At 54.7% G+C, this 12,952-nt stretch carries 14 protein-coding genes and 1 rRNA gene; 6 read left to right on the top strand and 9 right to left on the bottom strand.

The window, feature by feature from the left end:
* Positions 1-125: 125 nt before the first annotated feature.
* Complete coding sequence (locus PGS25_RS14825; protein WP_270419310.1) at positions 126-791, bottom strand: copper amine oxidase N-terminal domain-containing protein; 666 nt, start codon at positions 789-791, stop codon at positions 126-128.
* Between the two features lie 169 nt (positions 792-960).
* On the opposite strand from PGS25_RS14825, the gene PGS25_RS14820 reads away from it, so the two are divergent.
* From PGS25_RS14820 to PGS25_RS14800, 5 genes are all read left to right on the top strand, one after another.
* Positions 961-1,527 (top strand): RNA polymerase sigma factor, encoded by a 567-nt coding sequence (locus tag PGS25_RS14820; protein WP_270419308.1) that lies wholly within the window; start codon positions 961-963, stop codon positions 1,525-1,527.
* Positions 1,520-2,119 carry a hypothetical protein gene (locus tag PGS25_RS14815; RefSeq protein ID WP_270419306.1) on the top strand — a complete coding sequence of 200 codons (600 nt, stop codon included), beginning with the start codon at positions 1,520-1,522 and terminating at the stop codon, positions 2,117-2,119. Before PGS25_RS14820 ends, PGS25_RS14815 begins: the two co-directional genes overlap by 8 nt.
* Positions 2,120-2,247: 128 nt before the next feature.
* On the top strand, positions 2,248-2,808 hold the full coding sequence (locus PGS25_RS14810; RefSeq protein WP_270419304.1) for an NAD(P)H-dependent oxidoreductase: 561 nt from the start codon (positions 2,248-2,250) through the stop codon (positions 2,806-2,808).
* Complete coding sequence (locus tag PGS25_RS14805) at positions 2,805-2,978, top strand: DUF6472 family protein (protein ID WP_165815537.1); 174 nt, start codon at positions 2,805-2,807, stop codon at positions 2,976-2,978. Before PGS25_RS14810 ends, PGS25_RS14805 begins: the two co-directional genes overlap by 4 nt.
* A gap of 15 nt (positions 2,979-2,993) precedes the next feature.
* On the top strand, positions 2,994-3,575 hold the full coding sequence (locus PGS25_RS14800) for a sugar O-acetyltransferase (protein ID WP_270419302.1): 582 nt from the start codon (positions 2,994-2,996) through the stop codon (positions 3,573-3,575).
* A 144-nt stretch (positions 3,576-3,719) separates the two neighbouring features.
* Here the strand turns inward: PGS25_RS14800 and PGS25_RS14795 are convergent, their stop codons facing one another.
* The 4 genes from PGS25_RS14795 to PGS25_RS14780 form a co-directional block, all read right to left on the bottom strand.
* Entirely contained in the window at positions 3,720-4,340 is a 621-nt protein-coding gene (locus tag PGS25_RS14795) for a hypothetical protein (protein WP_270419301.1), read from the bottom strand.
* Between the two features lie 233 nt (positions 4,341-4,573).
* Positions 4,574-5,623, bottom strand: a complete 1,050-nt coding sequence (locus PGS25_RS14790) for an alginate O-acetyltransferase AlgX-related protein (protein WP_270419299.1) — start codon at positions 5,621-5,623, stop codon at positions 4,574-4,576.
* Between the two features lie 8 nt (positions 5,624-5,631).
* Positions 5,632-7,008 carry an MBOAT family O-acyltransferase gene (locus tag PGS25_RS14785; protein WP_270419297.1) on the bottom strand — a complete coding sequence of 459 codons (1,377 nt, stop codon included), beginning with the start codon at positions 7,006-7,008 and terminating at the stop codon, positions 5,632-5,634.
* 38 nt (positions 7,009-7,046) lie between these two features.
* Positions 7,047-7,958 (bottom strand): DMT family transporter, encoded by a 912-nt coding sequence (locus tag PGS25_RS14780; protein ID WP_270419295.1) that lies wholly within the window; start codon positions 7,956-7,958, stop codon positions 7,047-7,049.
* 136 nt (positions 7,959-8,094) lie between these two features.
* Between PGS25_RS14780 and PGS25_RS14775 the strand changes: the two genes are divergently transcribed.
* A complete protein-coding gene (locus PGS25_RS14775) occupies positions 8,095-8,265 on the top strand; it encodes a hypothetical protein (RefSeq protein WP_158575305.1) in 171 nt (56 codons plus the stop codon).
* A gap of 601 nt (positions 8,266-8,866) precedes the next feature.
* On the opposite strand, the gene PGS25_RS14770 is transcribed toward PGS25_RS14775, so the two are convergent.
* From PGS25_RS14770 to rrf, 4 genes are all read right to left on the bottom strand, one after another.
* Entirely contained in the window at positions 8,867-10,051 is a 1,185-nt protein-coding gene (locus PGS25_RS14770) for a pyridoxal phosphate-dependent aminotransferase (RefSeq protein ID WP_270419294.1), read from the bottom strand.
* A 260-nt stretch (positions 10,052-10,311) separates the two neighbouring features.
* A complete protein-coding gene (locus PGS25_RS14765; protein WP_110436608.1) occupies positions 10,312-11,016 on the bottom strand; it encodes a hypothetical protein in 705 nt (234 codons plus the stop codon).
* Positions 11,009-12,532, bottom strand: coding sequence for a DUF1538 domain-containing protein (locus PGS25_RS14760; RefSeq protein ID WP_270419291.1), 1,524 nt, complete (start codon positions 12,530-12,532; stop codon positions 11,009-11,011). Before PGS25_RS14760 ends, PGS25_RS14765 begins: the two co-directional genes overlap by 8 nt.
* A gap of 126 nt (positions 12,533-12,658) precedes the next feature.
* Positions 12,659-12,775 (bottom strand): 5S ribosomal RNA (gene rrf, locus PGS25_RS14755).
* Positions 12,776-12,952 lie beyond the last annotated feature (177 nt).

Here is a 12,952-nt window from a genome sequence, read left to right as displayed (position 1 = left end):
CCGCAAAGCACCGCAGTCTTAATTGTGCGGTGTTGCCTTAAGAGTGGAGAGTGAAGAACTTTCCACTCTTTTTCTGTATACCCGCAAAAGAGAAAGAGTGGAGAAAATCTCCACTCTTAAATCTTTTATAAGGCGCTGCTGACTACCGCCGCGACCTCTGTCTCACTGATTTCCTGCTCTGCGGGCACGGTCGGCGCCTTGACGTCAAAGCCGACTGCCTTTGCAAGCTCTGCAAGGGAGTTATGGACGGTCAGCGGATTCGGAATCTGATCGGAATCGCCGTCTTCGGTCTTGGCATCCGGGTCAATGATGATGGTGTCGCCGCTGACCTTTACCACAGCAGGATCGTTGCCGCAGAGCGATACGAACAGATCGACCGGAACATAGGTGCTGCCGTCCTTGATGATCGGCGCAGCGCCGAGCGAAAACGGTGCGCTCATGCCAATCATGCCCTCGATCGCCGTGTAGACTACATAGCTGTTATCGCCAATGCGCAGGTCACACTGTGTTTCCTTGGTGTTGAGGTTGATCGCCTTCTTTGCTGCGTCCCACTTGACGGTGTAGCCCAGTGCCTCTGCAACCGCGCGTACCGGAGCCATTGTGCAGCCATTTACGGAAATCGTCTGCAGGGACGTGGTCTGACCCTTGATAACAATCTTCATCTGTGCCTGCTGACTCTGTGTATTCGGCGCCGGAGAAATGACCATCGGCTCATCGTTTGCCGCCATAGCCGGTGCTGACATCGAACCGGCTACTGCCAGTGCCATCATCATAGAAATCGTCTTTTTCATAAAAATCTTCCTTTCATTGTTTGCGTGTTTTTGCCGTTCGCTATTGATACAATCGAGAACCGTAAAATGCTGCAGCCTTTTCAAAAAATTTTTCTATGCCTTACGCAACATTTTTGTTACATTAAATGTATATAGATCAGAAAACAAATTGATCCATAGAGGTGACATCATGACACCGACGATTCCAATCAGCCGGTTCCGGCGGCTGCTGTTTGCCGTCCTGCAGGCGGTCACGCCTGCGCGTGCTCCGGCGGCAGCGCACGCACAGCTTGCGCAGTTATATGATAGATGGGGTACGGCTGTGTTTCGTGCGGCTTATGCGTACTTACGCAACAAAAGCGATGCAGAGGACGTACTGCAGGACACCTTTCTGCAGTATATGCGCACTTCCCCGGAACTGGAATCATCGGCGCACGAAAAGGCGTGGCTGCTCCGTGTTGCCATCAACCTGAGCAAAAACAAGCTGAATTCGGCGTGGTTCAAGCACACGAACGCACTCAAGGAAAGCTATCCGTGCGATGACTTAGACAGTGACCTTGCGTTTGTGTGGGATGCCGTGCGTGCTCTGCCGCCCAAGTACCGCGAACCCATTCATCTGTTCTACCACGAGGGCTACTCCACTACAGAAATTGCACGCATTCTCGGTCAAAAAGAAAACACCGTGCGTTCCCTGCTGCACCGCGGACGCAGTATGCTCAAAGAGACACTGAAGGAGGCGTATGATTTCGATGAATAAGTACAACCGTTTGATGGAGCACGTCAATCCGTCTCCCGACCTCGAGCAGCGCCTGCACGATGCCTTGGATAAACCGACGGTGCGCAAACCGTCCGCCTGGAGAAGATACGGAGCGGCTGCAGCTTGTTTGGTACTGATTATCGGCGGCACAGCTGTTATGCAGATAAACCGCACGTCTGCTAATCCGGATGGTGAGGGAAAGGAACCGCCTGTCACCGCCACCGCGCCGCAGGATTACGACACGACAGACGCGCTTGCCGCTGCGCTCTCCTTCCCGCTGGCGCTGCCGCAGAGCTTGCCTGACGGTTATGCGTTCGATTCGGCATCCAATCAGTTCGGCATAGCCGTGGTGGTCTATGCGGATACGCAGGGTCATACGCTCAAGTACTGCATGGGGCAGGGCGAGGACGCGCTCGAAGGTATGAACCATGCCGTTTCCGGCGAGAAACTTGAGGGTACGGACGCACTGCTCTATGCCGAGACAGGTTATACCTCGGCCGAGTGGAAGGATAGCAAGTATAGCTATTGCTTTATCGCGGATGAAGCTTTCGATACCGCAGTTTGGCAGACTCTGGTAAACAGCATAAAATAATCTGCTAATTTACTGAGCTGTACCGCAGGGATGGGTTTCATCCTCACAATAATTTCTATTTACTAATTCCTAATTCCTCATTTTTCTGCTATACTATATAGTTAGGAACAAGAAGAAGGAAGGATACCATGACACTCTACATCAACGCCTGTCCGCGGGAAGAGTCGCGGACGGCACGGCTGGCGCGCGCCTATCTTGCACGCATAAGCGACGTCACTGAGCTGAATATATACGATCAGCCGCTTGTCCCGCTCGACCGTGAACGGCTTGCTCACCGCGAATCGCTCATTGCCGGCGGCAAATGGCACGACCCGATGTTCGATTATGCCCACCAGTTTGCTGATGCCGACGATATCATCATTGCCGCTCCCTACTGGGATCTGGGCTTTCCGGCACAGCTGAAAACCTACATCGAGAACATTTATGTCCCCGGTATTGTCAGCGCCTACAACGACCACGGACAGTCATGTGGCCTGTGCCGCGCCCGCAGTCTGACCTACATCACCACCGCAGGCGGCGCGTACGATCCGCGGTTCAGCTTCGACTATCTGACCGCTATGGCCAAAGAATACTTCGGTATCCGCGAGACCAGACTCATCTATGCGGAGTGTCTCGACATCTGCGGCAACGACCCCGAGGCTATTCTGCAAGCCGCAATCGACCAAATTGAAAGGAGCGCTGACCGATGACCGGAACCTGTGACGACTGCGCCTACAACGTTTACGATGATGAAATGGATGAATATGTATGCGAAGCCTATCTGGATGAGGACGAATTCTACCGCCTGATGCAGACCGGCAAAAGCTGTCCGTACTACCGCTCCGGCGATGATTATGAACTGGTACGCCACCAGAATTAAGGAGGAACCTTGACGATGACCGAACTTGAAAAAGCCACTTCCGGCTTGCTGTATGACGCCAACAGCGACCCCGCACTGCTCGAAGCGCGTGCGCAGACCAGCGACCTGTGCATGGATTACAATACACTCCGTTCCTCCCAGAAGGAGGAGAAAAACGCCCTTCTGCATGCCATTTTAGGCGCCTGTGCGCCCGATATTGTCATTGAGCCGCCGTTTTTTGTCGATTACGGCAGCCATACGCGTGTCGGCCGTGCATTTTATGCAAACCATAACCTTGTGATCCTGGACGCGGCACCGGTCACCATCGGTGACCATGTGTTCATCGGCCCGAACTGCTGTATCTCGACCGCAGGCCATCCGTTCGATGTTGCACAGCGCAACGCCGGGCTGGAATATGCCAAACCGGTCACCATCGGCAATAACGTCTGGATTGGCATGGGCGTGCAGATTTGTCCGGGCGTCACCATCGGCGATAACGCCGTCATCGGCGCAGGCAGCGTTGTGACGGAGGATATACCGGCAGGTATGCTTGCCATCGGCGTGCCGTGCAAGGCCGTGAAGCAGGTAGCGAATAAACCGCAGCGACGCATTCTCTGATGAATCAGTAATTGAGAATTTTATCTCCCATAGGGCAGACCACCGGTCTGCCCTTTTATTTTACCTCTGCAGAATGCGAACAGGGGAGGCCACCGGCCTCCCCTGCGAAACATAAAACCATATCGTCAATTACTAACTGCTAATTTATTGAACCGCTTCGACAGTCTCCGAACCGCCCTCTTTATAGGTATAAACGGTAAACCCGTCATACGTCCAGATGCCGTCCTCGCCTTCGCCCATGCAGCTCGGCGAATAGCTCTTGGATGTCGGTGCGCCGAGTGCGCTCTCGAGTGCGGATGCGGACGAGCCGACGTACCCGCTCGCCTGAGAGGCAGTCGGCTTCGCCGGTTCTGCAGGTTTGGTCTCAGCCGGAGCGCTCGCCGCAGGCTTGCTCTGTGCCGGCTTGCTTTCCGGAGCGGATGCCGCCGGTTTGCTCGTCGAGGCAGACGGTTTGCTCGTGCCCGCTGAACCAGACGGCTTTGCGGTCGTAGTGTTCGTGCTGCTCGTCACCGGCTTGGTTTCGTTGGTTTTATCCTCGGTTTTGCTGTCGGTCGAGGTCTTATCACCAGTCTCGGTCTTTGCGTCCTCGGTCTTGGTCTCGTCGGATTTCTCCTCAGTCTTCGCTTCGTCCTTCTTATCCTCGGTTTTGCCGGTCTGGACGGTCTGGCTCTCGTCCTTGGTATCATCCTGTGCGGTGTTGCCGCCGCACGCAGCAAGACCAAAGCAGAGCGTCAGTGCCAGCAGCATGGCTGTCAGCTTTTTCATAAAATTTCCTCCATATTGTTTATTTCTCCTGCGGATACTGATTAGACGGATTACGGTTCGGTTTTGTTCCCCAAATCCGGTGAATATCTGAGGCAACACCGCACAATTAAAGCTGCGGCGCTTTGCAGAAATTTTACGTCCTGACTTTGTTGCGGCTTCGCGGTAATACATCAAGTATTACCGCAAAACCGCGTCGCGTCAGTACACAAAATTTACTTGCAAATCGCTCTTGTTCAATCATGCGGTATTGCCTTGAAAATATTCGGCAGATTTCGCTCGACAATCTCGATGATGACCGTATCGCCCTCCTGCACCTGCTCCAATGGATACGGCATCTGCCGGGTGATGATCGCCTTACGAAAATCCTCCGCAAGAAACGGATGCAGTGCATTGCCGAACGAATCGCGGCACAGCAGCAGACGGCCGTTCGGCGCATTCTCCTGTGTGGTCTGCATGAGGATATCCTCGTCCGAGCGCGGCTGGTTCACATACGAAAACGAGGTCCGATACACCTGCGTTTCCTCCTTTTGCGTGCCCTTCGGGTACAGCATTTGGTAAAGATCGCCGCTGTGACTCCGCTCGGTCGTATATTCCTCATCCGTGAACGCCGTATGCGGCAGACCGAGCGTGTTCATCAGATAATCGTGTGCGAGCGCGGCGCCGCGGTTCGTCCAGTGCGAGTCGGTCTTATAATACAGCACGTTTGCGTGTGCGCGGAACACGGAGAACAGGTCGGCATAGTTCACGCCCTCCTGCTCGAGATACGGCAGCACGCGCTCGTAGCTGCCGTCCGCGTCCTCGGTCAGGTAGCGCGCAGGCATGTGCTCCGGGTAAAGCGAGTTTTTATTCGGCGCAATCGTAAACAGAAAGCGCGCGCCGCGGCTTTCGCAGTAGTCCTGCATGGATTTTACCGTCTGCGCCAGCTGCTGCGCCTCACTCTCGGTCAGCGTTGCGTGATTCTGATAATCATCGAGCGTTTTCGCGTAGTACAGCCAGCCGTCCGTACCGTAAATGACGTCCTCAGCAGGCGAGGTGCACAGCAGCCTGGTCTGCAGCGCGGCATTCGCGGTGACGAGCTCCTGCCGAAAGCCGAAATGGTCGGCAACATAATCAGTCAGGTCGCCGAGAAAGTCTGCGTTCCAACCGGTCTGCGCGTTCCACAGGCTCGGCTTGGGCGTGAGATGCTCATTGCCTGCCGCCTGCTGTTCGGGCAGCACGAGCATACCCGCCGCCGGAATCAGGCACAGCGACAAAAACGCCGCTGTAAACCATTTATATTTCATATTTCACCTCAAAATCGGAAGTAAATGAACGGATTAAACGAGCCTGCCGCAAGGTACATCATGCACAGCAGCAGCAAACCCAGAGAGCCGATGAACGTCACACTCTCACGTTTCGGCGTATGCTCACGGGCCACAGGCGTACACAGGAGCAGTGCAAGACACAGCGTCAGTGCAAACGCAGGCGTAAATTTTGCCCAGACAGCCGCTGTGCCCAGCCAGTGCAGACCCACGCCGGAGAACATCGCGGCATACATGGCACCCGCCTGCGCCAGCGTGTCCGAGCGGAACAGCGTAAAGCCGAGCACGACCACGAGCAGCGTGTACAGCTGTCCGATTCGTTTTCCCTTGAGCTTGTCCACCGGAATCGCACCGCAGTCTTCAAGCACGGAAAACAAGCCGTGCCACAGTCCCCAGAGGACAAACGTCCAGCTTGCGCCGTGCCACAGTCCGGTTGCAAAAAATACGAGAAAACGGTTGAGCCACGTCCGCGCATTCCCCTTTCGGTTGCCGCCGAGCGGAATATACAGATAGTCGCGGAACCAGCCGGACAGCGAAATGTGCCAGCGGCGCCAGAACTCCTTGATGGTGGTCGCGGTGTACGGATAATTGAAGTTTTCGCGGAAATGGAAGCCGAACATACGTCCGAGACCGATGGCCATATCGCTGTAGCCGGAAAAATCGAAGTAGATCTGCAGCGTGTAGCAAATGGCGCCCATCCATCCTGCCAGCATGCCGATTTCTCCGGCAGGCAGCGCGAACACCGTGTCCGCCATCTGACCGAGCGCGTTCGACAGCAGCAGCTTTTTGCTCAAACCGCAGATAAACCGGCGGATGCCAAGCGCGGTCTCCTGCGGTGTGGTGCAGCGGCTGTCGATTTCCTGCTCGATGTCGTGGTATTTGACGATCGGTCCGGCGATCAGCTGCGGGAAAAACGCGATGTACAGCAGCACCTTCTTGAACGAGTGAGAGACCGTTTGAGGCTCACGGTACACGTCGATGACGTAGCTTAACCCTTGGAAGGTGAAGAACGAGATACCGATGGGCAGCGCAATGCCGGTCAGCGGCAGGTGCAGCCCGCACAGTGCGTTCACTGTGCGGATAGCAAAATCCGCGTACTTGAACACGGCGAGCAGCCCTATTCCGCCGAGGACAGCAAGCGTGACGCCGAGTTTGGCGTACTTTCCTGCGGCCAACCGTCCGCAGACGTAGTTGAGCGCCACCGATGCGAGCAGCAGCGGCAGGTAATACACCTGTCCGAACGAGTAGAACACCAGACTTGCGAAGAGCAGCCAGGTGTTTTTCGCATCCACGTTCGACAGCCTGCGATCGAGCAGAAACACGATCGGCACAAAGAAAAACAGCGAAATTGCAGAACTAAATACCATAAATTAACCCTTTATGCACCGCAATTCCGTCTGCGGTGTTACTTTTTTGTCGATGTCGAATTGGCAACGGCAATACCTCCGCTGACCAACACAAGCGCCGCCAGATTGCGTACGGTGAAGATATTCTCGCCGAGCACGAGCGCGGAGAACAACGTGCCGAACACCGGAATCAGGAAGCCGAACAGGCTGACCTTTCCGACCGGAAATTTACCCAAAAGCGCCGTCCAGATGGTAAACGCGGCCGCAGACAGCGCGATCATGTAGCCAAGCAGCAGAACGCCGCCGAGCGTCACCCGACCGAGTGCGCCTCCGCCAGCCGCGCCGACACCCAGCAGAAAACAGCCACCGATAAGCAGCTGCCATCCGGTCAGCAGCATGGGATCACGGCCGGGCGTGTAAATGCGCGAGACAAGCGCGCCCGCGCCCGCCGAGACCGCGCTCAGCAGCACCAGACCGTCACCAGTGAGGTTGAAGCCGTTCAGTCCGCCCAGTCCGAGCGCGAGCACGCCCGCAAAGCCGCAGATGCAGCCAAGCGTTTTCCGTCGGTTGAGCTTATCATTCGGCAGCAGGCAATGCGCCAACAGCAGCGCGAAAAACGTCTGCGTGCCGGAGAGCACCGAGCCTTTGGTGCCGGTCGTGCCGCTCAGACCGATGTAGTAGCACACATACTGCAGCATGCTCTGAAACAGACTGATTGCCAGAATCGGCTTGATTTCGTCCCGTTTGGGCACGATTCGGTGTCCTTTCAGCCCAGTCACGAGCAGCACAAGAATTCCCGCCAGCGCAAACCGCCAGCCGGCAAATACAAGCTGCGAAAACGGCGCGTCAGCCGAAACAGCGAACAGCTCGTACCCGCACTTGACACACGGCGCCGCACTGCCCCAGAGCGCGGTGCATAAAACCGCCGGTAAATATAATTGACGTAACAGACTGCGTTTTTGTTCCCCCATTTTGATACTCCCAGACAAAAATTTTTATGATTGCTGCTATCAGTATACCATACTTCCCTGCGCTCCTGCAAGAAAGGGAGTTTTATCGGACTTTCTCTGTGGTACACTGTCCTCAGTAAAAAAGAGAGGTGAAGCCATGATCTACACTTGCGACACCAAATGCTGCCACTTTATCTTCTTCGGCAGCGCTGAAACCCGCGTCTGTCCGGATTGCGGCAAGCACAGCATCCGGCCGTCCACACTCGAGGAACGCGCTGCGTTCTTCCGCCGCCAGATTGAGTTCGCGCAGGAGCATCCGACCGGATAAGGCAATACCGCATAATTGAACAAGGGCGATTTACGAGCAAATTTTGCGTACTGATTAGGCGCGGTTTTGCGGTAATACTTTGTGTATTACCGTAAAGCCGGAACGACATCAGGACACAAAATTTCCGTAAAGCGCCGCAGCTTTAATTGTGCGGTGTTGCCTTCATCAAAAGAAAAACCCTTCCGAATGTTGTCCTCGGAAGGGTTTCACTTACTGTCTTCAGTTGTCATGTACGGTTACGGCTCCTCGTGTGATGTTTTTTTAATCAGACGATTACTTGCCGCGACGATTGGTACGGTTCATGCTCTTAGCGTTGATGTGTTCGCCTTCCAGTTCTACCATGCGAGCGTTTACCAGTCCATTAAAGAAGCTTCTCATACCCATAATCTTTGCACTCCTTTTCAGTGATTCAGGTGATTGTATTTTTGAGATCCTTTCCTGATCTCTGGTATTATAATACACTTTCCCTGAAAAGAATACAAGAGCAAGTTTTTATGAATATATCACAACTCAACCATCATTATTTTGTACAGTTTGCACAGTGCCGCTTGGCATCTTGTACATAATTAACCGAAACTACTTGTGAACTTTACATAATAAATCAGTGATACTCCTTCGCCAGTCGCTCAAACAGCGGCAGCGCACGCTCGATGGTCTCGGTTTTCACACAGTAAGAAATTCGCATATGACCGGGGGCACCGAAATCCGCACCCGGAACGACCAGCAGGTCATATTTCTTTGCGCGTTCACTGAAGGCGCGGTCGTCCGCCTCGAGCGTCTGCGGGAACAGATAAAACGCGCCGTCCGGCTTGACACAGTGATACCCCATCGAGGTCAGACCGTTAAAGAGCAGGTCGCGGTTGGTCTGGTAGACCGCAATATCGCTGGTCTGGTCGGCGCAGCGTGCCGCTACGCGCTGGAACATACTCGGTGCACAAACATAACCGAGTGCGCGACCGGCACCGCAGACCGCAGCGTACAGCGCCTTGCTGTCGGCGGCTGCCGGCGGTACGAGCACATAGCCGATACGCTCACCCGGCAGCGACAGCGACTTGGAGTACGAGTAGCAGATAATGGTATCGTCATAGAAATGCGGCACAAACGGCACCTGCACGCCATCATACACGATCTCGCGGTACGGCTCGTCCGAAATGAGGTAAATCGGGTGACCGTATTCCTTCTCCTTGCCGCGCAGCATGTCGGCAAGGCGCTTGATGGTCTGCTCGGAGTACACTGCACCGGACGGATTGTTCGGCGAGTTGACAACGACCGCCTTGGTGTGCTCATTCAGGCGCTGTTCGAGAGCACCGAAGTCAATCTGAAAATCCGCGATAGACGGCGGCACAATGACGCACTTGGCACCGGCACCGCTTTCGATGAACATTTTATATTCCGGGAAATACGGCGCAAACACAATAATCTCGTCACCCTCGCAGACGATCGCCTTGAACGCACAAGAGAGTGCAGCTGCCGCGCCTGCAGTCAGGTACAGGCTGTCGCCGGTGTAGTCCGTGCCGAAACGCTTGTTAAGGCTGTCCGCCAGTGCGCCTCGCACATCTGCGGCACCCTGTGCCGAGGTATAGCCGTGCAGTGCAACCGGATCACCTGCCGCTTCGGCGTAAATCGCCTGACGAACCGCCTCCGGGGCGGGTACGTTCGGGTTGCCGATCGAGAAATCGAATACGTTCTCGCGGCCAACGATCGCCGCACGGCTGTTCCCGTACTCGAACAGCTCACGGATCGTCGAACGGCGGCTGCCTAAATCCATCATGTGCTCATTTATCATGGTTATCTACTCCTGTCAGGGGTTCTCCCTGTGAAAATTACTGCCCTTATTATACCATACTATTTTATCAGAGTGAAGAGTAGAGAGTGCGGAGTGGAGCGTTTTCTTTTACGTTGCAAGAGAGCACGCTGTGCTCCCCTGCGGGATAAATTGTGCAGAGCGGGATGGTTCCCGCCGTTTCCTGCCAAATAACACAATAAAAAACGGAGAACAGAAAGCAAACGTCAGACGCTTATTTTCCATTCTCCATTTTTCCATTCTCAATCCGCCAAGCCGATAGCTGCCGAAAGCGGCATTGACAGCACAATACCGTGGCTGCGGGTCTTCATTCCGACCGCCTGCATCAGCGCCGTCATAACCTGCTGTTTCTCGTCGCTTCGCACCACGAGGAACACGATTTCCTTTTCGGCCTGAATTTCGATACCGAAAAACCGCTTGACCTCATTTTCCGCAATGCCGCGCGCTGAAATAACCGTGCCGCCGCGTGCACCGGCCTTGCGCGCCGCATCCATCGCCACGTTGGTATAGCCGCGCTCCATCACAACTGCTACAACGTCAAAACCGTCGTTCTTCTCTGTCTCGTGCATCCTGCTGACCTCCTTTTGCTCCTCGTCTGCAGCGGTCAGCAGCTTATGCCACCGCAGACCAATGCCTGTAATCGGAATGGCAAACGCGATTCCGCGTCCGGGATATCGCATTTCCAGCTCGCGTCCGAGCCTTTTGAGCAGGCGAACGCCGGTCTGACGGCTGACCATACACATCACAATGGCCTTTGCCGTTTCACCGATGCCAAGCAGGTCGAGCATTTCCGTGCGCGCCGTGCCGTGTGCCATGCACACAAAGTCCACCGGCGCCTGTTCCTCACGATAGATACGCAGCACCTTTTCGCCCTGCTCCACGTCAACAACGGCCGCCACGACCTCTACCGCGCTCTGAACCGTCATCTGCGGTCGGTTTTCACTCATGCTCTGCTCCCTCCAAAACGATGATGCTGTCCTCATCCTCTGCGAAAACATCGGACGCATCCTCGCTGTTCTGTTTCTTTTTATAGATGAGACCCAGCACCTGAATGGTAAGCAGCGGAGTCATGGCTACCATGGCTACAATACCGAAGGCGTCAGTCATCACGTTGCCGCCGAGCGCTTCACACGCGCCCATGGCGAACGGCAGCAGGAATGTGGTCGTCATCGGACCGGATGCAACGCCGCCCGAGTCAAATGCGATGCCGGTGAAAATTTTCGGCACGCAGAAAGTCAGTCCCAGTGCGGCAAGATAACCCGGCACCAGTATATAATAGATTGAAATGCCTGTCAATACGCGCAGCATAGCCATGCCGACCGAGCAGGCCACGCCGATGGACAGGCTGAGCATCATCGCTCTCTGCGAGATGCCGCCGTTTGTGATGGACTCGACCTGTCGATTGAGCACATGCACGGCCGGCTCCGCAGTTACCAGAAAATAGCCGATAAGCATGCCGAGCGGCACCAGCACCCATTCACGTCCGCTCAGCGCCAGCTGCTGTCCAAGATAATGGCCCACGGGCATAAATCCGACGTTTACGCCGGTCAAAAACAGCGACAATCCGGTAAATGTGTACACAAAGCCCACGCCGATCTTTCGCAGCTGCATGGCATGGAATCTGCGGAAAATCAGCTGAAATACCGCGCAGAACAGGATGATTGGCACCAGTGCGGACAAAACCTCGTGTATGTACGCGGGCAGCTCCACCACAAATGTGTGTGCTGCCTGACGGGTGTCCTCCACATCCGGCACGGTCACTGCCGTGTAGCCTGCACCGTTTGTCGGATAGAAAATGCCAAGCAGCAGCACCGCCAGCACCGGCCCGATGCTGCACAGCGCAACCAGACCAAAGCTGTCCTCCTGTGCGCCGCTATCGCCTCGGATGGAAGCTAAACCGACACCGAGTGCCATGATGAACGGTACGGTGACCGGTCCGGTGGTCACGCCACCCGAGTCAAATGCCACAGAAACGAACTCGTTCGGCACGAAAGCCGACAGGATAAACACCACCGCGTAAAACACAATGAGCAGCAGCGACAGACGAATCTTGAACAGCGTACGCAGCATAGCCAGCACGAAAAACAGACCGACGCCGACCGCGACCGTCCAGATCAGCACATTGTTTGGAATGGACGGCACCTGACCGGCCAGAACCTGCAGATCCGGCTCCGCAATCGTGATGAGTATGCCGATGATGAGCGTAATGAGTATCACGATGAACAGATTTTTCGTGCGCGGCAGCTGTGCGCCGATACCCTCGCCCATAGGCGTCATAGATACGTCCGTGCCGAGTGAAAACAATGCCATGCCGACGATAAGCAGCGCCGCACCGGTCAAAAACAGCACCATTGTGCCGACCGGCATCGGTGTGATCGTCACGCTGAGCAGCAGCACGATGATCGTGATCGGCAGGACAGACGACACCGACTCGCTGATTTTTTCTTTCAGAATTTTGTTCATTCTCGACCCCCTGCTTGCGATAAAATACCAATTTAGGCTATTATATCATACAAGGAGAGGTGAATTCCAGTGAACAGGGAATTCTTAACGAAAACAAAACACCGACTCTTTCGAGTCGGTGTTCGGTGTGCGCGATGAGTTATCTTCCCGGGCCGTCGCCAGCCAAGTATTGTCACCGTAAACGAGCTTAACTACTGTGTTCGGAATGGGAACAGGTGTACCCTCGTCACAATAATCACGCACTTACTTTCTTGTGAACAAGAAAGTAAGCAAAGAAAACTTTACCTGCGCTTACGCGCTCTTGTTCAAAAGAAACCTTATTTAGAAACATATTACTATGTTTGCTACTTTGTTATACCGTCAGCACTGTTATAAAAGATTGGTGACCCGTGGGAGAATCGAACTCCCGTTTGCGGCGTG

This window comes from Butyricicoccus sp. AM78-15b2TA, assembly GCF_027665985.1.
In the GTDB taxonomy this organism is placed as follows: domain Bacteria; phylum Bacillota; class Clostridia; order Oscillospirales; family Butyricicoccaceae; genus Agathobaculum; species Agathobaculum butyriciproducens.
Note: the sequence above shows the minus strand (reverse complement) of the source record. Positions and strands in the feature narration are given on the sequence as shown.